The organism is Streptomyces sp. NPDC014733 (assembly GCF_043083385.1).
Taxonomy (GTDB): domain Bacteria; phylum Actinomycetota; class Actinomycetes; order Streptomycetales; family Streptomycetaceae; genus Streptomyces.
Window position 1 is genome coordinate 363,821 of sequence record NZ_JBIBYO010000004.1, and the last position, 21,369, is coordinate 385,189.

The window sequence follows — 21,369 nt, forward strand, 5'->3', positions numbered from 1 at the left end:
ATGGCGGGGTCGTCATGGGGTGTCCGCACGGGGGGTTGGTGGTGCCGGTCCCGGGCGGGGGCGGCGGCGCGGACGCGGTGCGGATCGACGGAGCGGCGGTGGTGACCGCCGTGGAGCGGTTCGCCGTCAGCGGGTGCGCGCACACGGTCGCGGGGCGGCCGCAGCCCTGTACCGGCGTGCGGTTCCTGCCGGACGGCGGCGGCGGTGGGCAGGTGTGCGTGGACGGGGTGCCGGTGCTGCTGGAGACGGCGGCGGGGATGTGTTTCAGCGCCGGGCTGGTGCCGCAGGGCCCGCCGGTGATCGCGTCCGCCGGCCGGGGACGGCCGGGCGGCTCCGAGGGGGTGGCGTGCCGGTGAGGTCGGCGGCGCAGTACGTACGGCGGACGGACCTGGCGTTTCCGTACCGCGTGGACGGGCGGGGGCGCACCGCGCACGCGCGCTACGACGCCCATGTGCGGGATCTGGTCGAGCAGTTGCTGTTCACCGGTCCGGGCGAGCGGGTGATGCGGCCGGACTTCGGCTGCGGGCTGCTGGACCTGGTCTTCACCCCGAACAGTCCGGAGCTGGCCTCGGCGCTCGAACTGTCCGTGCAGGCGTCGCTCCAGCGCTGGCTGGGCGAGCTGATCGAGGTGGAGTCGCTGGACGTGGTGAGCGAGGAGAACGTGGTGCGGGTGTACCTCCGGTACGTGGTGCGCGCCACCGCCGCCCGCCGCGACGAGGTGTTCGAGGGCCGGGGGGCGGCATGACGGTCACAGGCACGTGCGGGGCCGGGCGCCGGGAGCGGATCCGGCAGGCGCGCCGCAACGGCGTGGACGCGGTGGAGGTCTCCGAGGACGGGCGGACGCTGACCGTCACCTTCCTCGGCAAGGCCCCGCACGGGCTGCGTCCGGAGAACGTCCGGATCGACGGCGGGCGGCGGATCACCGGCATCGAGGCGCTGGAGATCACCGTCGAGCGGGAGGAGGACCCCGAGCTCGACGACCGGCTCGTGGTGGAGGTGGACCGGGCCGGTGACTTCTCCGGCTACCGGCTGTCGGTGGTGGAGACCGACCCGTACGGGCGGCCGGGCACCGAGCCGTTCCCCGGCTTCGACCAGCGGTACTTCTCGGCGGAGTTCTCGTTCCGGCCGGACTGCCCGACGCCGTTCGACTGCGGGGACGGCGACGACGGGGACGGCGAGGCCGCCGCGGGCCGGCTGCCGGACGCCATCCGGCCGCCCGCGCCCGTCATCGACTACACCGCCCGGGATTACGACACCCTCCGCCAGGTCGTCCTGGACCGGCTGCGGCTGACCGCCCCGGAGTGGCAGGAGCGCAACCCCGCCGACCTCGGCACGACGCTGGTCGAGTTGCTCGCGTACACCGCGGACCAGATCAGCTACCAGCAGGACGCGGTGGCGACCGAGGCGTATCTGGACACCGCGCGGCTGCGCACGTCGGTGCGGCGGCATGTGCGGCTGATCGACTATCCGATGCACGACGGGTGCACGGCGCGGGCGTTCGTGACGGTGGAGGTGGTGGCGCCGCTGACGCTGGCGCCGGGCTCGTTCCGCTTCGCCGCCGTCGACCACCGCGCGGACGGGCCGCGGGACCGGCCGCGGCTCGGCTCGGTGATCGACGAGCGGGAGCTGGCGGTGCTCGCCGAGCGCGGGTCGCTGGAGGTGTTCGAGCCGGTGGTGCGGGACACGCCGCTGGTGCTGCTGCCCCGGCACAACGCGGTCCGGCTGTGGACCTGGGGCGGGGAGGTGTGCGGGCTGCCCAAGGGGGCGACCGCCGCCACCCTCACCGACGGGTGGGCCGACGAGGAGGGCGGCGCACGGGAGCTGGCGTTCGCGCCCGGCGATCTGCTGCTCTTCGAGGAGGTGCGGGGGGCGCGGACCGGGACGCCCGGCGACCAGGACCCCACACACCGGCAGGTGGTGCGGCTGACCTCGGTCACCCCGGCCGTCGACCACCTCGTCGGGCAGCCCGTGCTGGAGGTCACCTGGGCCGCGGCGGACGCGCTGGCGTTCCCGCTGCGGCTGTCCGTCCCGGGCGGCCGGGACTGCGCGCCCGTCGAGGACGTGAGCGTGGCGCGCGGCAATGTGGTGCTGGTGGACCACGGGTGGTCGACGGACGGGGGCGAGGGGCACGTTCCCGAGGTCCTGACCGTGCCGCCGGTCCCCGCGGTCCTGCCGTCCTGCGGGCCGCCGGCGTTCGGCTGCCGGGACGGCGGGCACGGCGGCAACGAGGTCGCGCAGCTGCTCGGCGACCTCGTCGAGCGGGCCGAGGACGGGCGGGAGCTGACGCCCGACGACGTGCGGCGGCTGTTCACCGCGGTGGGCGAGGAGGCCGCCGAGCGGGCCGGGATCGGGCTGGAGTCGGCCGGGCTGCGTACCGAGCGGGTGGTGCCGGGGACGGCGCACGCGCAGGCCGCGGCGGTGCGGACGCTGCTGGCGCAGTCGGTGTACCCGGGGATCGCGCCGCGGTTCCGCCCGGTGCTGGGGCGCTCGCCGGTCGTCCAGGCGGTGCCGTTCCCGCAGCCGCGGGATGTCGCGGCCGGGCAGGCGGAGCGGCTGGCGGCGCTCCCGGAGCGGGTGCGGGAGCGGCTGGTGGAGCTGTGGCGCAGCGCCCGGGACCGGGACGGGCTGGACGAGGCGGAGATCGCCGAGCTGACCGTGGTGTTCGGCGTCGCTCCGCTGGAGGCCCTGGAGTTGGCCCGGCATCCGGCGCGGGCGCTGCGGGAGCTGCTGCACCGCAGCCCGCAGCTGCTGGACGGCAAGCTGCGCCGGCTGGCGGTGCTGGTGGCGCGGGCGCGGGCCGGAACGGTGCTGGACGGGCGGACCGCGTGGGAGATCGCGCACACCTGGGGCGCGGAGTACGCCGCCGGGCTGCGTCCGGACGAGCCGGTGCTGCACGGTCCGGCCGCCGCCGTCGTCCAGGACCCGCGGGAGGCCCTGCCGGCCGTCCGCCTCCGGGAAGAGCGGGCGGACGGCGCGGAGGAGGACGGCGGGGCGGCGTGCGTCGAGTGGCTGCCCCGTCGTGACCTGCTCGGCAGCGGCCCCCGCGACCGGCATCTCGTCGGGGAGCTGAGGGACGACGGGCGGCTGGCGCTGCGGTTCGGCGACGGGCGCCACGGGGCCCGGCCGGTGCCCGGCAGCCGGCTCGTCGCCCACTACCGGCTCGGCGGCGGCACGGCCGGCAACGTCGGCGCCGAGGCGATCGGCCATCTGGTGCTGCGGCGCGACCCGGAGGAGTCCGAGGCCGCCGGTGCTCCCCCACGCTCGGCTTCGCTCGCGCGGAAGATACCCCCTTCGGTGGCCGGGGTGCGCAATCCGCTGCCCGCGGTGGGCGGCACGGATCCGGAACCGCTGGAGCAGGTGCGGCAGTTGGCGCCGCTGGACCTGAAGCGGACCCGGCTGCGGGCGGTGACCGCAGGGGATTACGCGGCGCTCGCCGGTGAGCTGCCGGGCGTCCGGCGGGCGGCGGCCGAGATCCGGTGGACCGGCAGTGTGCAGGAGGCGCATGTCGCGGTGGACGCGGCCGGGACCGAGGAGCCGCCCCCGGCCCTGCTGGACGCCGTCGGGCACGCGCTGGAGCGCTACCGCAGGATCGGGCACGACCTGGTGGTGCGGCCGGCGCGGTGGGTGCCGCTGGACGTCGCGCTGACGGTGTGCGCGGCTCCGGGGCACCAGCACGGGCAGATCCTGGCCGAGTTGTACCGGGTGCTGGGCGGCCGGGCGCTGCCCGGCGGGCGGCTGGGCTTCTTCCATCCGGACGCGGTGACGTTCGGGGAGCCGGTCCGGCTGAGCCGGCTGGTCGCGGTGGCCGCGGCGGTGCCGGGCGTACAGAGCGTGGTGGTGAGCCGGCTGCGCCGGATGTTCCACGAGGACCGAGGGGAACGGGAGGCGGGGGTGGTGCGGCTGGGGCCGCTGGAGATCGCCCGCTGTGACAACGACCCGGACCGGCCGGAGAACGGCCGGCTGGTCATCGAGCTCGGGGGTGGGCGATGACGGAGCACGAGAGCTGCGGCTGTGGCTGCGACGCAGGCGGGGGCGGCGGGCACGACGAGCGCCGGGCGGAGCCCGCGCTCCACAACCCGCCGGGCCGGACCGCCCTGAACTACCGTGTCGGGGACCACGGTTCGTTCCTGGCGGCGATGCTGGACCGGCTGGCGTCGCCGGCCTATCCGGCGCTGCGCGGGCTGACCGTCCGCACCCCCGACGACCCCTCCGTCGGGCTGCTGGACGCCTGGGCCGTACTCGGCGACCTGCTGACGTTCCACGGCGAGCGGATCGCCGACGAGGGGTATCTGCGGACCGCGAACGAGCACCGTTCACTGGCGCTGCTGGGCCGGCTGGTGGGGCACCGCCCGCGGCCCGGGGTCGCCGCCGCCACCCACCTCGCCTACACCCTGGACCGCGATCCGCGGGCCGGGGACCTGCCGGTGGTCATCCCGCGCGGGGCGCGCAGCCACAGCGTGCCGGCCGGGCCGGACGAGGAGCCGCAGACCTTCGAGACCGACGAGGACCTCACGGCGCGCTGGGCGTGGAACACGCTCCGGGTGCGGCAGCGGCGGCCCGCGCTGCTGACCGCGAAGGACCTGACGTCCCGCCCGGAGCTGCTGGTCGCGGGGGTGTCCACGGGGCTGACCGTCGGGGACCGGCTGCTGTTCGACTTCGGGGCGCAGCGGGTGCTGCTGCCGGTGGCGTCGGTGCGGGTGGACCGCACGGAGGACGTGACCGGGCTGGGGTTGCCGAAGGCGGCGCCGGCGTCGCTGCCGGAGCTGGTCGCCGAGCTGCGGGCGTGGATCACCGAGCCTCCGCTGTCGGTGGACCCGGACGATCCGGACCTGCCCGGGCCGCCCTCGCCGCAGGTTCCCCATCCGCGGCCGGTCAGCCGGTTCGTCGCGGACTTCGACGCGCAGGTGCTGGCACCGCTGCGGAAGGACCTGGACGGGCTCGCCACTCCGGAGGCGTTCGCGGCGCGGCTGGCGGGTCCGCATGAGCGGCTGGCGGAGGCGCAGGCGGTGGCGGCCGGGTACCCGGAGGCCGTGGCGTGGTTCGAGGAGCTGCAGGCGGCCGTCGGTGAACTGGCGCGGAGGGCATGCCAGTTGGCCGGGGAGCCGGTGGCGGATCCCGCGCCCGGCGCCCCGGCTCCGGCCGGGGAGCGTGCGCCCGGCGCACCGGCCGCGGCCGCCGGATCGGGGCCCGCCTCCGAGGCGGGTCCGGCCACCGCTCCCCCGCTTCCGGGGGCGCTCGCCGCGCTCGCCACCGTGCTGCCCGCGCTGCGTACCGGTGTCGTCCGTCCGCCGTCCGCGGCCCAGGGGGCGGCCGGCGGTCCCGGGCAGGCGTTCGGTGCCGGCGCCGACCTGGGCGCGCGGCTGCTCTCCGCGCTGGACCCGCGGATCGCCGACGGCCTCTATCCGGCGTGGCGGAGCGTCGCGGCCCCGGCCCGGGCCGGGGCCGCGGCGCCCGCGGACCCGCCGCTGCTGCGGGCCCTGCTGGCGATGCGGGTCACTGCCGCCCCGTTCGGTGCGACGGCTCCGCTCAAGCCCGTGCAGGACGACCGCGGCCGGGTCGTGCGGACCGCGGACTGGCCGCTGACCGGGGCGGCGCTGACCACGGTGCGGGTGGTGTTCGACACCGCGGGGAAGGCCCTGGTCCGGGCCGAAGTCCAGCATGTGGAGGCCGGGAACTCGGTGCAGCGGGCGGAGAATCTGCCCGCCGACACCAGCTTCGAACTGGGCCCGGGGCGCGTCGAACTGCACTCCCGGACGAGCCCCGAGCACGAGGTGAGCTGGCTGGGCCGGCGCTCCGCGGACGCCCAGGAGGCCGGGGTGACCGCGCGGCTGCTGGCCGGGCTGCCGGAGCGGACGCTCTTCGTCTCCCGGCCCGGTGAGGACGGGCGGGTGCAGGTCTCGGTCGAGGGTGGGACGGCGCGGTCCTGGCAGGTGGCGCCGGGTGAGCGCCGGCAGGTCACGGACGGCGCGTTCGAGGTGCGGGTACGGGTGGCGGCCGGCGGTGAGCCGCCGGGCGTGGAGATCGGGATCGCGACGGTGCCCACGCCGGCCGACCGGCACGCGCTGGCGCTGGACGCGGTGTACGACGGGATCACGGTCGGCAGCTGGGTCGCCGTGGAGCGGCCCCGCAAGGGCGCCGACGGCCCGGACGGCATCCCCGGCGACAAGAAGCTGGCGTTCGTCACCACCCGGGTCACCGCGGTCCGCACCGCGGTGCACGCCCGCTACGGGATCACCGGCCGGGGCACCCTGCTGACGCTGGCCGACCCGTGGCTGGACGAGCACGATGTGACGCTGGACGCGATCCGGGACACCACCGTGCACGCCGCGGGCCAGGAGCTGACGCAGGCGGACGAGCCGGTGGGCGAGGACGTCCACGGCGACCGGCTGGAGCTCGCCGAGCTGTACGACGGCTTGCGGCCGGGCCGTCGGCTGCTCGTCTCGGGCGAGCGGACCGACATCCCCGGCGTGACCGGGGTGCGCGGCACCGAGCTCGCGGTGATCGCGGAGGTGGTGCAGACCCTCGACCCGGAGCTGCCCGGGGACCGGGTGCACACCACGCTCACCCTCACCTGGAACCTCGCCCACCGCTACCGGCGGGAGACGGTCCGGGTCCAGGGCAACGTGGTCCCGGCGTCGCACGGCGAGAGCCGCGACGAGGCGATCGGCAGCGGTGACGCCGCGCGCGCCAACCAGACCTTCGCGCTGTGGCAGTCCCCGCTGACCTGGCGGCCGTCCGACAACCCCCTGGGCGCCGTACCGCAGTTGGAGATCCGGGTGGACGGACTGCGCCGGCACCCGGTGGACAGCCTGGCCGGGCGCGGCCCCGAGGAGCGGGTGTACGTCACCGGCACCGCCGGGGACGGGCGGACGACGGTGACGTTCGGGGACGGGGTGCACGGCGCCCGGGTGCCGACCGGCCACGACAACGTGCGGGCCCGCTACCGCTTCGGCACCGGCCGGGGCGCCAATGTCGCGGCGGGCCGGATCACCCAGGCCGTCACCCGCCCGCTGGGCGTCACCGCCGTCACCAATCCGCAGCCGGCCACCGGCGGCGCGGACGCGGACGGCCCGGCGCTGACCCGGCGCACCGTCCCGCTGGCGGTCTCCGCCCTGGACCGGCTGGTGTCGACGGCCGACTACGAGGACTTCGCGCGCTCCCGGGCGGGTATCGGCCGGGCGTCGGCCCGCGAGGTGTTCGACGGGCGGCGGCAGGTGCTGCACGTGACGGTGGCCGGGGTGGACGACGTCTCCCTCGCGCCGGACGCGGAGGTGCTGCGGGCGCTGCGGGCCTCGCTGGCGGAGTACGGCGACGGGCGGCTGCCGGTGCGGGTCGACGTCCGGGAGCCGGTGCTGCTGCTGTGCGCGGCGAAGATCGAGGTCGCCCCGGACCACGCCTGGCCGCTGGTCGAGCCGCGGGTCCGGGCGGCGCTGCTGGCGCGGCTGGGCTACGACGGCCGGGAGCTGGGGCAGCCGGCCCGGCTGTCGGAGGTGCTGGCCGCCGCCCAGGCGGTGCCCGGGGTGGACCACGTGGACGTGGACGCCTTCACCGGCGTCCCGGCGTCCGTCACCGCGGCCGGACTCGCCGCGCTGGCCGACACGTTGGCGGGGCCGCCGCAGGCATCCGTACCGTCCCGGCTCGCCCGTTTCGACGAGCGGATCCACGAGGTCACCGCGGACGGCGGACAGACGCTGACCTCGGTCGCCGCCGGGTACGGCATCCCGCTGGCCGAACTGCTGCGTCTGAACCCCGACCTCACCGACACCCGCCCGCTGCCCAAGGGACGCGCGGTCTGCGTCTTCCGCGGCGTCCGGCCGGCGCAGCTCGCGCTGTTCGCCCCGCACGTCGCGGACGCGCTGATCCTTACCGAGGAGACCCGATGACGACCAACAGGGAGCCGGACGGGCTCGCGGAGCTGCTCCCGCAGTGGCACCGGCTGCGCGACGCCGAGGAGGGCGAGCCGCTGCGGGCCCTGCTGGCGGTGATCGCCGAGCAGGTGGACCGGGTCCGGGACGGCGTCGCCCAGCAGTACGACGACTGGTTCGTGGAGACCGCCGCCGAATGGGTCCTGCCCTACCTGGGCGATCTGGTGGGCTACCGTCCGCTGCCCGGCTACGAGCGGGTGCCGGCCACCGGGCTGCGGGACGGCGGGCTGCCGGACTCGTCGCGACGGCGGCTGGCCCAGGCGCTGGCGCCGCGCCGCGATGTGGCCGCCACGGTCGGCAACCGGCGGCGCAAGGGCACCCTGGCGCTGCTGGAGGAGCTGTCGGAGGGGGTGGCGGGCTGGCCGGCGCGGGCGGTGGAGTTCTCCCGGCTGGTGGCGCACCAGCAGCCGGTGCGGCTCTACGGGGCGGCCACCGAGGCGGCGGACGCGCTGCGGCGCGGGCGCGGGCGGCTGGTGGACGTCCGCGACGGCGCGGCGCTGGACCTGGCCGGCGGTCCGTTCGGCACCCTCTCCCGCTCGGTGGACGTGCGCCGCGCCAACTCGTTTCACTCGCAAGGCGGTTACTCACCCACCGGGGTCGGCCTGTTCGTCTGGCGGCTGAAGCCGTACCCGGTGACCCGCGCGCCGGCGTACTGCCTGGACCGGGCGCGCAACCTCTACACCTTCTCGATCCTCGGCAACGACACCCCGCTGGTGACGCGCCCGGAGCCGGAGCCGTCGGCGGCCCACATCGCCACCGTCGACAACGTCCCGGCGCTGATCACCCGCCGCCGGCTGCACGACCGGCTGGCGGACCACTACGGGCCGGGAAAGAGCTTCGTGATCCGGCGGGACGGCGAGGACCACCCGGTCCCGTTGGCCGACATCGTCGTCGCGGACCTCACCGGCTGGCGCTACCGGCCCCGGCGCGGGCAGGTCGCCGTCGACCCGGAGCTGGGGCGGATCGCGTTCGGAGCCCGCTCGGCGCCGCGGCAGGGCATCTGGGTGGACTACCACTACGGGTTCGGGGACGACCTGGGCGGCGGGGAGTACCACCGGGAGCTGGTGACCCCGCCGTCCGCCGCCGTCTACCGGGTCGGACCCGGCGCCCCGTTCCACCGGATCACGGACGCCTACGCGGCCTGGCAGCACGACCGGCGTTCCGGCCGGTGCGGCCCCGACGGGATCATCGAGATCGTCCACAGCGGCGCCTACCAGGAGCAGCTGGACTTCGATCTGGAGCCGGGCGACCGCCTCCAGCTGCGCGCGGCGGACGGCACACGCCCGGTGATCCGGCTGCTGGACTGGTACAGCAACCGGCCGGACGCGCTCAACATCCGGGCCGTGGCGGACGGGTGCGCGCCGGGCGAGCGCCCGCGGATGGTGCTGGACGGGCTGCTGGTGACCGGCCGCGGTGTGAACGTCACCGGCCCGCTGGGCTCCCTGGTGCTGCGGCACTGCACCCTGGTGCCCGGCTGGTCGCTGGAGCCGGCGTGCCACCCCGTCTCCCCGGAGGAGCCGAGCCTGGTCCTGGACCGCACCACGGCCTGTGTGGAGATCGACCGTACGGTTCTCGGCACCATCGAGGTGATCGGCGACGAGGTCGGCACCGATCCACTCCCGATCCACCTGCGCGACAGCATCCTGGACGCCACCGGCACCGACCGCGCCGCCCTGTCCGCGCCGGACTGCCGGCACGCGCACGCGCAGCTGTCGGCGCACCGGACCACGGTCCTGGGCGAGGTCCATGTGCACGCGGTGCGGATCGCCGAGAACAGCCTCTTCACCGGCGTGGTGCGGGTGGCGCGGCGCCAGGTGGGCTGCGTCCGCTTCAGCTACCTCCCGCCCGGCTCGCGCACCCCGCGGCGCCACCGCTGCCGGCCGGACGGCCCCGGCGGGGACGCCGCCCGGGTCCGGCCGCTGCTGCGCGGTGTGCGCTACGGCACGCCGTGGTACGGGCAGTTGGCGGCGGACTGCCCCGAGGAGATCGTCCGCGGCGCGGAGGACGGCGCCGAGCTCGGCGCGTACCACGACCTCTACCTCCCGCAGCGGACGGACAGCCTGCGGGCCCGGCTCGCGGAGTACACCCCGGCGGGCACCGAGGCGGGGATCGTGTTCGTGACATGACCCGCGCCCGCCCGCCGTCGTCCCACCGTCCGCCCGCCGGGCCGCGCGCGGGCGCCCACCACCACCGACCGTCAGAGCTTCCGTTCGAGGGGGATCCCTTCCATGCACGCTGACCTCTCCCGTCTCACCCACCGGCCGGAGCGCCACTACTCCGCGGTGGTGGCGCAGCAGGGCCGGGTCCAGCTGGACGCCGACGCCAACGAGCAGACCGCGATCCAGCTGTTCCGGTCCCGCACGCTGGCCGCCGACCTGATCGGCCGGCACGGCGGCCCGCAGGGCGCCACCGGCTTCCATGTCGAACTGCGCGGCGGCCCGCACGAGTTGGACGATCTGGTCATCGGCGGCGGCCGCTACTACGTCGACGGCATCCTGTGCGACGCCACCCGTCCCCGGCCCGGCACACCGGTGCCGACGGCCCCCGCCGCGGAGGGCGAGGCCGACCCGGCGGGGACGGACGCCCCCGCCGACGGGACCTGGACGTACTGGAACCAGCCCGACGCCTTCCGCGACCCCGAACGCCCGGGCGACCGCCTCCCCTCGCACTTCCCCTACCTGGTCTACCTCAAGGTGTGGGAGCGGCTGGTCACCGCGGCCGAGGACCCGGCGCTGCGCGAGGTGGCGCTGGGCGCCGCGCTGCCGGACACCGCGGCCCGCACCAAGGTGGTGTGGCAGGTGCTGCCGCTGCCCGCGTCCGAGCTGCGGCTGGACGGTGACAACCCGCCGGCCGAGGAGATCCACGCCGCCTTCGCCGACTGGGCGCGCGAGGCCGCCGCCCCGGCCTGCCGGCTGGCGGCCCGCAGCCGGCGCCCCGACCACGGCGACGACGACCCCTGCCTGGTCGCCCCGGAGGCCCGCTACCGCGGCCCGGAGAACCAGCTCTACCGCGTCGAGGTCCACGAGGGCGGCACCGCCGAGGACGCCACGTTCAAGTGGTCCCGGGAGAACGCCTCCCCCGCCTTCCCCGTCGACGCGCTCGACGGCACCTGGGTGGAACTGGCCTCCCTGGGGGGCGACGACAGGCTCTCCCTCCACGTCGGGGACCGGGTGGAGTTCGTGGACACCGCGTACAGCAGCCGCTGCGAGGCGGCGCCGCTGCTGCGGGTGGAGGAGGTCGACCTGCCCGGCCGCCGGGTGCGGCTCTCCGACGAGCCGGCGCCGGGCGTGGGCCGCCGGCCCGAGCTCCATCCGTTCCTGCGCCGCTGGGACCACCAGGAGCCCGGCCACCACCGGACGGTCCGCCGCGGCGAGCGGGCCGGCCGGCTCCGGCACGGTGCGGTGCCGGTCGAGGAGGGCGGCTGGCTGCCGCTGGAGGACGGCGTCGAGGTGTACTTCGAGACCGGCGGCAGCTACCGCACCGGCGACTTCTGGCTGATCCCGGCCCGCACCGCGACCGGCGGCGTCGAGTGGCCCACCGACCCGGCGCGCCGCCCGCTGCTCCGGCACCCCCTGGGCATCGTCGTCCACTACGCCCCGCTGGCCTGGGTGCACGGCGAGGAGGCCGTGCCCGACCTGCGGTACGCGTTCCGGCCGCTGGCGACCCCCGTCCAGGCGGCGGACGATGCGGCAGCGGCCCCGGCGGGCGGGCCGGAGGCTCCGGACGATCCGTACGGGACAGCGACTCCGGACTCCGACGACGGCGGCACCGGCACACCGCCGACCGGCGCGGCTGCGGCGCACCCCCGCTCGCAGACGACGGCGGAGGCCGAGGCCCAGGTGGACGAGACGGGGGTGGTGGACTGATGGCCACTCCCCTGACCGGCACCCAACTCCTCGCCGCGCTACGGGCGGAGGGCCTGGTCGTCCACGAGGTCCGCGACTGGCGCCGCCACCACCGCAACACCAAAGGCGGCTGGGGCCCGGTGAACGGGGTGGTCGTCCACCACACCGCCACCGAGGGCACCGACGCCTCGGTGAACCTCTGTTACGACGGGCGCCCGGACCTGCCCGGCCCGCTGTGCCACGGGGTCATCGACAAGGCCGGCGAGGTCCACCTCGTCGGCAACGGCCGCGCCAACCACGCCGGTCTCGGCGACCGCAACGTCCTCCAGGCCGTCATCGAGGAGGAGGCGCTCCCCAGGCCCCACCTCTCCGACACCGACGGCAACCGCCGCTTCTACGGCTTCGAGTGCATCAACCTCGGCGACGGTGAAGACCCGTGGCCGACAGCCCAGTTGCTGGCCGTGGAGAAGGCCGCGGCGGCGCTCTGCCGGGCGCACGGCTGGGGCGCACGGTCGGTCATCGGCCACAAGGAGTGGCAGCGGGAGAAGATCGACCCGCTCGGCTTCTCCATGGACACGCTCCGGGACCGGATCGGAACCCGTCTGTCCGGCGCCCCGGAGGGACCGCCGGCGCCGAGCACGGACGAGGGCGCGGGCACCGGTCCCGGGGACGGTGGGCCGGGCGCCAGGGGCCTGGGGAACGCCCCCGGCGGAGGTGACGATGAGGCAGGTGGGCCCAGCGGGGCCGACGGGAGCGGTAACGGCCGTCCGTCTCCGGTGCCGCCGATGCCCCGGCACCCGCCCTACGAGCCCTTCCCCGGACGCGAGTTCTTCCGACCCGGTACCCGCAGCCCGGTGATCGCGGCGATGGGCGAACGCCTGGTGACCGAGGGCTGCGACCGCTACCGGCACGGCCCCGGCCCGGACTGGAACGAGGCCCACCGCAAGTCCTACGCCTCCTGGCAGCGCAAGCTCGGTTTCCACGGCAAGGACGCGGACGGCATCCCGGGCCGCGTCACCTGGGACCACCTCCACGTACCGAACACCTCCGCCGGGGCGCCTGGGTGAGGGCCGGTACGGGGGTGCGGGTTGAGGTGGGCCCGGATGCGGGGTGCCGGTCCCGGCGAGCAGTGCCGCCGGACGGCGGTGGTGCTGACGGCCGGACATGACGCCCGCGTTCCCCGTCGGGCGGGAACGCCTCCTGACGCATCTCACAAGCGCGCAAGCATTCAACGCCTTCACGTGTCGATCTCGACGGCAGGATTCCGTGATAGCCCGGAAAGGTGTCTGATGGATGCGTGCCCGCATGACGGACTTCTGAAAGGCGTGGTGTGCCGTCGGTGCCCGCGGGCGCAGCCCTCTTGCCGTGGAGCGTGTCATGACGGGAGAGCACCCCCCGGTCACCGATGCGAGGAGACTGCGGGTCCAGGCCCGCCGGGCGGTGGAGCCGGGCTTGCGCAGCCGGGTCCTTCCTTTCGGCCCCCGTTCTGCGTCGGCATCAGCCGGGCGGACGGGAGGACGATGCCCACGCACGAGATCGAGCAATGCTCCATACCCGTGAATCAGCCCTGCCGGAAGGAGGTGCACCTCTCCGACGGATCGATCGGTAGGTCATCGAGCAAGGCCGACATTGCCGCGCCGACCGGGAAGGCGCTCCCGCGGTTACGGTGGCCAACGCCTGTACAGCCGATGTGGAATGAACGCGGCGGCACGGCACGCCACTTGGTGGTCCGCGCGTGGGCGGCCGCCTTCAGCGCTGCGGCGACGGGATCGGTGCGCATGCGGTCGGCGATCGGCCGGCCCGCGATGCGGCGTGAGAAGCAGTCCAAGACTGTGGCGAGGTAGGGGCGCTCACCGTCTCCGACCGGCAGATATGTCACGTCTCCCCTGCACTTCAGGTCCGGAACGGGTGCGGTGAGGCCCCGCGGGAACAGGTCCGGCACCGGTGTCGCCGACGGCTCCGGAACGGTCGTGTGGACCCGCTTGCGCAGGCGGATGCCGGTGGTGCGGAACTTGCGCATCACCCGCGCAACCCTCTTCTCGTGGCCCGCCGTGCCGTAGGTGTCCCGCCGCTCCGCGGTGATGCGCGGGGCCGGCCGGAGTCGGCGCGGACGGCCCGGATCTTCGTGACCAGGTCCTCATCCGCTCGTTCCGGCTCGCTCCGGCCCTGACGGCAGCACCCCGCACTCGACTGAGAGGGATATGTGCCATGCCCCGCAGACAGAAGGCCCAAAGCGCGCAGTCCACCGATTTCGCCGTCACCGCTGATGTCCCTGGCCTGGACGAGCCTCTGTGTCTGTCCACACGAGCCGCCCGCAACATCGCCACCACCACCAAGACCCGCCCGCAGATGCGCGGCATCACCTCCCGGTGGCTTTTGCGCCTCCTGCCCTGGGTCGAGGTGACCGGCGGGACCTATCGGGTCAATCAGGCCGTCCCCGCAGGACACGGCATGGTCTCCGGACACGATGAGCGTGCTGAACTGCCCTCATCCCACATGGCATACGAGGAAGATCCACGCGAGTACGGACTGTCGGTCACCCAGACCGTCCTGAACGTCCACACTCGCGTTGCCGACCTTTACAGCGACCCCATGAACCAGCTCGACGAACAGATCCGCCTCACCGTCCAGGCCGTACGGGAGCAGCAGGAGCACGAGATGGTCAACAACCCGACGTTCGGGCTCCTCACGCACGCCGGGTCACAACAACGGATCACGGTGGCAGGCGGGCCCCCCACTCAGGACGATCTCGACATCCTGATCACCGCACGGCGCGGCACTCAGTACCTGCTGGCCCACCCCGAAGTGATCGCGGCTTTCGGCCGCCAGTGCACCCGACGCGGAATCTCCCCCGATGTCGTCGAATGCCTGGGCACCCGCGCCCTGGGCTGGCGCGGTATCCCCCTCCTGCCCTGCTCGAAAATTCCCATCAGCGACCAGCGCACCAGCCCCGTAATCGCACTGCGCACCGGCGAGGACAATGAGGGAGTCATCGGCCTTCACCAGACCAACCTTCCGGACGAGTACGAACCCTCGTTGAACGTTCGCTTCATGGGCATCGACAAGAGAGCTGTCATGTCGTACCTCATCAGCGCGTACTACTCCCTCGCCGTCCTCGTCCCCGACGCCGTCGGAGTCCTCGAAGGCATCTCCATCCACGACGAGGTTACGAAGCGATGACGCCCGAACCGTTCACCATGCCAGACCTCTACCGGCCCTGGCCGGCCCACCTCAACCCCCATCTGCCCACCGCCCGCCACAACGCCAGGCGCTGGGCGGAGCGTATGGGATTCCTGGACTGCCGCGGCCCCGACGGCTCCCCCATCTGGACACCCACAGCACTGGACGCCATGGACTACGCCCTGATGAACGCCTACGTTCACCCGCGTTGCCCCAGGGACACCCTTGACCTGCTCACCGCCTGGTACGTCTGGGTGTTCTTCTTCGACGACCGCTTCCTGCGCTGCTACAAGGACACCGGAGACTACGAGAGTGCCAAGTCCTACGTGGAGCGCCTGGCTCTCTTCTGTCCCTCCCGGCCCACGCCCGTGCCGCGCCCGACGAACCCGGACGAGAACGCCCTGACCGATCTGTGGCACCGGACCGTGTCAGGGATGAGCGAGCACTTTCAGCGCCGGTTCTCCCAGAGTTGTCGGCACCTGATCATCAACTGCCTCCACGAAGTGACAGCGATCAAAAGCCGGGAGATATTCAACCCGCTGGCCTACATGAAGATCCGCCGCACCTCCGGCGGCGCACCCTGGAGCGCAGACCTGGTCGAGCTGGCCACGGGCAGGGAATTACCCGCAGCCCTCGCCACGGCACAAGAGATCCAGGTACTCAAGGAAACCTTCGCTGACGGCGTGCACCTCCTCAACGACCTGTTCTCCTACCAGCGAGAAACCGAGAGCGAGGGGGAACTGAACAACGGCGTCCTCGTGGCCCGCAACTTCCTGGGCACGAGCCTCCAGGACTCCGCGGAATGGATCAACCAGGTACGCACCGCCCGGTTGCGGCAGTTCGCACGCACCGCCCGTCACGATCTTCCCCGCCTCTTCGCCGAGCACCGCGCCACCGGGGACGCATGCGGTGCCGTCCAGGCGTGGGTGCAAGGGCTGAAGGACTGGACCGCAGGCAGCCATGAGTGGCACGCCCGCTCCTCCCGCTACATGAACAATGCCGCCCACGGCCCCCGTCGCACCGCACTCCTGCTCCGTGGCCCCAGCGGCCCTGGAACCTCCTCTTTACGGCGCCCCCTCCCCGCGCCTCGCATCCCCGGCCGCGCGCCCATCCCCTCCACACCCGGCTACCGCTTCGCCTTGCCGTCTTTCGACCTCCCTTGGCCATCGCGCCGGAGTCCTCACCTCGCTCCAGCTCGCGACCGCACCCGCACCTGGGCCCGCACCGTCGGACTCCTCGCCCCACCACTGTGGACGGAGGAAAGTTTCAACGGGGAGGACTGGCCGCTGTTCGCCGCCCTCACCCACCCCGACGCGGACGAGGAACAGCTCACCCGCGTCTGCCAGTGGGACATGGTCGCCCTCGCCATCGACGACTACATGGCCCGCGTCTTCAAGAAGGCAAGGGACACCGTGGGAGCTGCTGCCTTCGTCGACCGCATCCCCCTCTTCATGCCCGGCGACCTGCACGCCACCCCCGCCCCAGCCAACCCGGTGGAGGCCGCACTCGCCGACGCCTGGGCGCGAACTGCTCCCCATATGCCTCCTGCCCTCCGCAGGCGCTTCCCCGACGGGATCAACGACTTCGCTGCCACCGCCCTCTGGGAACTCGACCACAGCGCTCGCGGCCTCGTGCCCGAACCCGTCGACTACCTCGAAATGCGACGCCGCACCTCCGGCACCCCTATCTCCATCGCCCTGACCGTCCATACCCCTGGCCACGAACTCCCTGTTGGTGTATGGGAACGAGAAGAGCTCCAGACCCTCGTCAATGCCTACGCCGACACCATCGGCATCCGCAACGACATCTACTCCTACGCCAAGGAGACCGAAGAAGAAGGCGAACTCTGCAACGGCGTCCTCGTCCTCGAAAGGTTCTTCGGCTGCCCGACACAGCAAGCCGTGGACATCGCCTACCGGCTGTTCACCCAACGCACCCAGGAATTCGTCCAGACAGAGAGGACCGCCATCCCCGCCATGTGCGAGGACATGTGTCTCACACCCCAAGACCGAGCCCGCATCGACCGGTTCATCACCACACTCAAAGAGTGGCTGGCCGGGGACAACCAGTGGTACCGGCAAACCACCCGCTATACCCGCGGGAAGGTCTGTACGGTCAACGGTGGATCTTCGAACAGGAAGTATTGAGCCGAAATAGCCTGGTTGCCTGCCGCCAGGTCACATCACGGCCGGCCAGCGCAGTACAAGAATGCAACCTCACGGTTCTGGCTCAATAACAGCCGATGACAGAGGTGTGCGTCTCGGATGAGGCCGCCGAGAAAGCGCAGCCCGCCGGGGCACCGGACGCTCTGGACGGCCCTCTGATCAACCAGCTGGTGGACGGGGCCAAGGCCGACGGGGTCACGCCGACCGGCCGGGGCAGGCTGTTGCAGCAGCGCACGAAGAAGCTCCTGTCTGCCCTCGAAGGCGAGATCACCTACCACCTCGGCCACGACAAGGCCGCCGACGGCAATGCCCGCAACGGCACCCGGTCCAGACGGTGATCACCAAGGTGGGACCCGTCGTGCTCGACGTCCCCCGGGGCCCATCGGCCCCGGCAGAGGCGACCGGTTCAGGATCAACCCAGGAAGCTCAGCCGGACCTCCCGCCGCGGATTGTCGACATTCGTGTCCGCCAAACTCCGTCAGGGCAACCCTCAGCGTAGCTGTGAGGCTTGTCGATGCGGGAGCCTCGACGCATGGCTGTGGGCCAGCCCTTGCCAAGGGAGCGTTGCGCGGAGCCGACTCCGCGCTGGCTGTCAGCGGCCGCCACCAGGTTCATCGTGTGGTGACAGTCAAGGCACTGGCACGCGGCCCGGCAGGAAGGGTTCTCGAGACGGGAAGTCCCTCTCCGCATGCGCCTGGCAGACGGTCGGCCACAGCACCGGCCGTCTGCCGGGCGACCGGCCACGGGAAGGAATACGCATACGGCCACAACCGCGACAACGCAACTACCGCATAGGTGCCCCCGCCCAGCCAGGCCGTCGACGCCGCGCTGTCGGTCGGCTGTGAGCTTCCCCGCGGTGACGAGCTCCTCGGCGGCCAAGGCAGCCGTTTCGCCCAGCGACGCGAGGGCCGATGCCACGCTGACATCACGAACTCAACTGGCTCACCCGGGAGTGGCGGCGGGCCACTGCCGATGCGCAGTCGGGTCACCGAACCGATACGGTACGGCCGGGTCCTGCTGGCCGGCGACGCCGCCCACACCGTCCCACCGACCGAGGCCAAGGGTCTCACCCTCGCCGCCTCCGACATCACGGTCCTCGCCGGCGCCTTCGCCGAGCTGTACGACTCATGTTCCACGGAACTGCTGGACGCCTACTCCGACATCTGTCTGCGGCGCATATGGCGGGCCGAGCACTTCTCGTATGCCCTGACGACGGCGCTCCACACCGCGCCGGACCAGTCCTCCTTCGATACCCGCCTCCAGCAGGCCCAGTTGGACCGCATCGCCTCCTCACGCCACGCGGCGGCAGAACTCGCGGCGAACTACACCGGGCCCGCTCTCCCCCCCCCGGATTTCCGAAAGGCGAGGTACCGCTACGCCAAGGGATCTGGCAATGTGACATTGCACTGATCCGGAGCCGCCCGAGGTCCGGAGAGCGTTCACGGACCCGCTGCCGCCACCTCAGCCGTTGCGGCACTCACCCCCTGGAGACCCCATGGCCGGCTTGCCCGCACGCCCCGCCTCCGGGCGCCTCAACACCACGAGCCATGACCTCCCCGTGTCCCCGGAACTGGCCGCGTTCATGGCGGGCGACTGGGCCGGGAGCCCGCCTACCGGTGAAACTCCGCTCCCCGTCACGGACTTGACGGCCGAACGGCGGGCGCGCCTGTCCGCGTGCTTCCCCGGTGAACGGCTCATCGTCCCCGCCGGTGAGCTCAGCGTCCGCTCCAACGACTGCGACCACCGGTTCCGTCCGCACAGCGCGTACGCCCATCTCACGGGCCTGACCGGCGAGGATCAGGTGGGTCATGTCCTCGTCCTGGAGCCGAGCGGACCTTCGGGACACGAGGCGGTTCTGCACATCCGGCCCCGCTCCCCCCGCCGCGTCGGCAGCGACGAGTTCTACCGTGACCGCCGTCACGGCGAATTCTGGGTGGGGCGCCGGCCCGACCTCGACGAGACCGAGCGCCTGACCGGCATCCGCTGCACCCCCCTCGACGGCTCCGGGGAGCTGCCACCCGGCCGCCATGCCGCCACCGATCCCGAGCTGCGCGCAGCGCTCAGCGAGGTGCGGCTGGTCAAGGACGCGTGGGAGGTGTCGCAGCTACGGCTCGCCGTGGAGTACACCACCGCCGGCTTCGGCGACGTGGTGCGGGCACTGCCCAGGGCCCTCGCCCACCCTCGCGGCGAGCGCTGGATCGAGGGCGTGTTCAACCTGCGGGCCCGCGCGGAGGGCAACGGCACCGGGTACGCCACCATCGCGGCGTCCGGTGCCCACGCCTGCGTCCTGCACTGGATCCGCAACGACGGCCCGCTCGACCCGGCCCAGCTCCTCCTGCTCGACGCCGGGGTCGAAACCGACAGTCTCTACACCGCCGACATCACCCGCACCCTGCCCCTGTCCGGCCGCTTCTCCCCCGTCCAGCGCCAGGTGTACGAACTGGTCCTCGCGGCACAGGAAGCGGGCATGGCGGCTCTGCGCCCCGGGGCGACCTTCCGCGACTTCCATCGTGCGGGGATGCGGGTCATCGCCGAGGGGCTGGCCGAGTGGGGAATCCTCACGTCTCCGCAGGGCGACCGGTATCGCCGCTACACACTGTGCAGCAGCGGCCACATGCTGGGCCTGGACGTGCACGACTGCGCCCAGGCACGCGCCGAGGCGTACCTGGACGGCATTCTGGCGCAGGGCAACGTCCTGACCGTGGAGCCCGGCCTGTACTTCCAGCCGGACGATGAGACGCTGCCGCCCGAACTGCGCGGCATCGGGGTGCGCATCGAGGACGATCTGGTCATCACCGCCGAGGGGGCTCAGCTCATGTCCTCTGCACTGCCCAGGACTCCGGACGCGATCGAAGCCTGGATGGGCGCTCTCCTGGAGGGGTGAGAGGGCAGCGCACCGAAGGGTGACGCGCCCTGGGCGGCCGGAGCGTCACCCGTGTTCCCACGCGCCCCTGGCGGACCGCCACGGCGGCCCGCCCCGCCCGCTCCCGGTGGCCACGCCCGCCACCGCGCCACCCCGGGCGCCCCGGCGGGCTCGCTTCGCTGCCGGGGCGCCGGTGAAGAGCGGTGCGGCCGATGCGGCGGCACGGTTCACTTGATGTGCCTCGCGATCCGGGTGGCGCCGTTGAGACAGGATTCGAGCGGTCCGCGCGGGAAATGCCGTGACCAGGAGACGGCGAACAGCGCGGTCACCACGGTGAATACGATCAGGACCGGCAGTGGTTCGCCCGGCAGCTCCTCGAAACCGAGCAGGTTGATCGCGACGATGTGGAAGACGTACTCGGTCAGGGACATGGTGCCGACCGCGATCACCGGATGGGCCAGGCGCCGCAAGGAAGCCGGACTGCAGGCGACCAGCACGAGCACAGCGACTCCCGTGTTGCCAGGATGGACAGCGTGGTCTCGCTGTGCGGTGCGGCGGTCAGCAGCCAGGCCGGGGTGTCGTGGGCCGGATCGCCCGCGATGTCCGACCACCACGCCGACATCACCGCTCCGGTGCCTGCACCGGGTCCCCCACCGAGCCCGTATGCCCCGGCGAGGGCTCCCGCGGCGCCCGGCACCAGGGGCAGGGCGAGCCAGGACCCGCCGTAGCCGAGGACAGCGGCGGCAGCGCCGGTGAGCGCGAGGCGGAGGCGGACCGCTGTGGAGGCGAGGTCGAGGCGGGCGACAGCCATCCCGGCGATGACGAACGGCAGCCAGCTCAGCGCAGGATAACTGCCGGTGACCAGCAGATCGACCAGGCCGCCACCGAGACCGCCCGCTCCCGGACCGCCGCTCCCGCTACCACGAACCGCACCTGCGGGAGCACAAGCGCCGTGCCGACGGCGAGGGCGGCCGGCGGCCCGGCGCCGAGCCGGTACAGCGGCAGCACCAGCACGAAATACAACCCGTAATAGGCGAGGATCACCTCGACGGGAGTGCCGGTCATGGTCAGCAGCGTGCCCAGCACCAGCAGGATCGCGGCCCGGATGAGGACCTTGACGACGGCCTGACGGCCCTCGCGCCCGGTCTTGGGAGCGCGGCGGCCGGTCATCGACGTCGCCAACACGCCACCGGACCGCCCGGCCCTGCCCCTGCCCGGCTCCCACCACGGGCTGACCGGTCTCGGCGAACGCGCCGAGCTCCTGGGAGGCACCCTGACCTCCGGGCCGACGACTGAAGGCGGATACGCGGTACGGCTGCGCGCGCCCAGATGGACGGAGTGAAGGCGGGCGACGGGATCCGTCCGGCCATCCGCGGGCGGGTGTGCTCCCT

15 protein-coding genes and 2 pseudogenes are annotated in these 21,369 nt (G+C 73.5%); 13 read left to right on the forward strand and 4 right to left on the reverse strand.

Annotated elements, in window-relative coordinates; translation table 11 throughout:
- The first annotated feature begins 38 nt into the window (after positions 1-38).
- The 7 genes from ACF1BH_RS12780 to ACF1BH_RS12810 all read left to right on the forward strand — a co-directional run bounded on the left by ACF1BH_RS12780 (position 39) and on the right by ACF1BH_RS12810 (position 12,837).
- Positions 39-356 (forward strand): hypothetical protein, encoded by a 318-nt coding sequence (locus ACF1BH_RS12780; protein ID WP_391642478.1) that lies wholly within the window; start codon positions 39-41, stop codon positions 354-356.
- The gene (locus tag ACF1BH_RS12785; RefSeq protein ID WP_391642479.1) at positions 347-745 is read left to right on the forward strand and encodes a GPW/gp25 family protein; all 399 of its coding nucleotides are present in this window, start codon (positions 347-349) and stop codon (positions 743-745) included. Before ACF1BH_RS12780 ends, ACF1BH_RS12785 begins: the two co-directional genes overlap by 10 nt.
- The gene (locus ACF1BH_RS12790; protein WP_391642480.1) at positions 742-3,990 is read left to right on the forward strand and encodes a putative baseplate assembly protein; all 3,249 of its coding nucleotides are present in this window, start codon (positions 742-744) and stop codon (positions 3,988-3,990) included. The genes ACF1BH_RS12785 and ACF1BH_RS12790 overlap by 4 nt, the downstream gene beginning before the upstream one ends.
- A complete protein-coding gene (locus ACF1BH_RS12795) occupies positions 3,987-7,883 on the forward strand; it encodes a putative baseplate assembly protein (RefSeq protein ID WP_391642481.1) in 3,897 nt (1,298 codons plus the stop codon). The genes ACF1BH_RS12790 and ACF1BH_RS12795 overlap by 4 nt, the downstream gene beginning before the upstream one ends.
- The gene (locus ACF1BH_RS12800) at positions 7,880-10,051 is read left to right on the forward strand and encodes a hypothetical protein (protein WP_391642482.1); all 2,172 of its coding nucleotides are present in this window, start codon (positions 7,880-7,882) and stop codon (positions 10,049-10,051) included. The genes ACF1BH_RS12795 and ACF1BH_RS12800 overlap by 4 nt, the downstream gene beginning before the upstream one ends.
- Before the next feature lie 102 nt (positions 10,052-10,153).
- Entirely contained in the window at positions 10,154-11,791 is a 1,638-nt protein-coding gene (locus ACF1BH_RS12805) for a DUF6519 domain-containing protein (protein ID WP_391642483.1), read from the forward strand.
- Positions 11,791-12,837, forward strand: a complete 1,047-nt coding sequence (locus tag ACF1BH_RS12810; protein ID WP_391642484.1) for a peptidoglycan-binding protein — start codon at positions 11,791-11,793, stop codon at positions 12,835-12,837. Before ACF1BH_RS12805 ends, ACF1BH_RS12810 begins: the two co-directional genes overlap by 1 nt.
- A gap of 494 nt (positions 12,838-13,331) precedes the next feature.
- Here the strand turns inward: ACF1BH_RS12810 and ACF1BH_RS12815 are convergent, their stop codons facing one another.
- A complete protein-coding gene (locus tag ACF1BH_RS12815) occupies positions 13,332-13,790 on the reverse strand; it encodes a DDE-type integrase/transposase/recombinase (protein ID WP_391642660.1) in 459 nt (152 codons plus the stop codon).
- A gap of 188 nt (positions 13,791-13,978) precedes the next feature.
- Here ACF1BH_RS12815 and ACF1BH_RS12820 point away from each other — a divergent pair, with 188 nt between their 5' ends.
- The 5 genes and pseudogenes from ACF1BH_RS12820 (at position 13,979) to ACF1BH_RS12840 (ending at position 19,999) form a co-directional block, all read left to right on the forward strand.
- Entirely contained in the window at positions 13,979-14,950 is a 972-nt protein-coding gene (locus ACF1BH_RS12820) for a hypothetical protein (protein WP_391642485.1), read from the forward strand.
- Positions 14,951-14,967: 17 nt separating this feature from the next.
- Positions 14,968-17,097, forward strand: a complete 2,130-nt coding sequence (locus ACF1BH_RS12825) for a germacradienol/geosmin synthase (RefSeq protein WP_391642486.1) — start codon at positions 14,968-14,970, stop codon at positions 17,095-17,097.
- Positions 17,098-17,192: 95 nt separating this feature from the next.
- Complete coding sequence (locus ACF1BH_RS12830) at positions 17,193-17,453, forward strand: hypothetical protein (RefSeq protein ID WP_391642487.1); 261 nt, start codon at positions 17,193-17,195, stop codon at positions 17,451-17,453.
- 625 nt (positions 17,454-18,078) lie between these two features.
- A pseudogene (locus ACF1BH_RS12835) lies at positions 18,079-18,525 on the forward strand (FAD-dependent monooxygenase); the annotation flags it as partial.
- An 85-nt stretch (positions 18,526-18,610) separates the two neighbouring features.
- The gene (locus ACF1BH_RS12840; RefSeq protein ID WP_391642488.1) at positions 18,611-19,999 is read left to right on the forward strand and encodes an aminopeptidase P family protein; all 1,389 of its coding nucleotides are present in this window, start codon (positions 18,611-18,613) and stop codon (positions 19,997-19,999) included.
- A gap of 206 nt (positions 20,000-20,205) precedes the next feature.
- Here the strand turns inward: ACF1BH_RS12840 and ACF1BH_RS12845 are convergent, their stop codons facing one another.
- Genes ACF1BH_RS12845 through ACF1BH_RS12855 form a run of 3 tightly spaced genes read right to left on the reverse strand, consistent with a single transcriptional unit; the run spans position 20,206 to position 21,160 of the window.
- Positions 20,206-20,481: a DUF418 domain-containing protein gene (locus ACF1BH_RS12845; protein ID WP_391642489.1), complete on the reverse strand. Its 276-nt coding sequence runs from the start codon at positions 20,479-20,481 to the stop codon at positions 20,206-20,208.
- Positions 20,424-20,789, reverse strand: coding sequence for a hypothetical protein (locus tag ACF1BH_RS12850; RefSeq protein WP_391642490.1), 366 nt, complete (start codon positions 20,787-20,789; stop codon positions 20,424-20,426). The genes ACF1BH_RS12845 and ACF1BH_RS12850 overlap by 58 nt, the downstream gene beginning before the upstream one ends.
- Before the next feature lie 26 nt (positions 20,790-20,815).
- Complete coding sequence (locus tag ACF1BH_RS12855; protein WP_391642491.1) at positions 20,816-21,160, reverse strand: hypothetical protein; 345 nt, start codon at positions 21,158-21,160, stop codon at positions 20,816-20,818.
- Here ACF1BH_RS12855 and ACF1BH_RS12860 point away from each other — a divergent pair.
- Positions 21,147-21,320 (forward strand): annotated as a pseudogene (locus ACF1BH_RS12860) (two-component sensor histidine kinase); the annotation flags it as partial. The gene ACF1BH_RS12855 and the pseudogene ACF1BH_RS12860 sit on opposite strands and share 14 nt — an antisense overlap.
- Positions 21,321-21,369 lie beyond the last annotated feature (49 nt).

Bases quoted from the DNA above. Each gene is read 5' to 3' on its own strand.
- ACF1BH_RS12810 (WP_391642484.1), top strand. From the start codon at position 11,791: ATGGCCACTCCCCTGACCGGCACCCAACTCCTCGCCGCGCTACGGGCG.
- ACF1BH_RS12840 (WP_391642488.1), top strand. From the start codon at position 18,611: ATGGCCGGCTTGCCCGCACGCCCCGCCTCCGGGCGCCTCAACACCACG.
- ACF1BH_RS12800 (WP_391642482.1), top strand. From the start codon at position 7,880: ATGACGACCAACAGGGAGCCGGACGGGCTCGCGGAGCTGCTCCCGCAG.
- ACF1BH_RS12790 (WP_391642480.1), top strand. From the start codon at position 742: ATGACGGTCACAGGCACGTGCGGGGCCGGGCGCCGGGAGCGGATCCGG.
- ACF1BH_RS12850 (WP_391642490.1), bottom strand. From the start codon at position 20,789: ATGGCTGTCGCCCGCCTCGACCTCGCCTCCACAGCGGTCCGCCTCCGC.
- ACF1BH_RS12805 (WP_391642483.1), top strand. From the start codon at position 10,154: ATGCACGCTGACCTCTCCCGTCTCACCCACCGGCCGGAGCGCCACTAC.
- ACF1BH_RS12830 (WP_391642487.1), top strand. From the start codon at position 17,193: ATGACAGAGGTGTGCGTCTCGGATGAGGCCGCCGAGAAAGCGCAGCCC.
- ACF1BH_RS12795 (WP_391642481.1), top strand. From the start codon at position 3,987: ATGACGGAGCACGAGAGCTGCGGCTGTGGCTGCGACGCAGGCGGGGGC.
- ACF1BH_RS12815 (WP_391642660.1), bottom strand. From the start codon at position 13,790: ATGCGCAAGTTCCGCACCACCGGCATCCGCCTGCGCAAGCGGGTCCAC.
- ACF1BH_RS12825 (WP_391642486.1), top strand. From the start codon at position 14,968: ATGCCAGACCTCTACCGGCCCTGGCCGGCCCACCTCAACCCCCATCTG.
- ACF1BH_RS12820 (WP_391642485.1), top strand. From the start codon at position 13,979: ATGCCCCGCAGACAGAAGGCCCAAAGCGCGCAGTCCACCGATTTCGCC.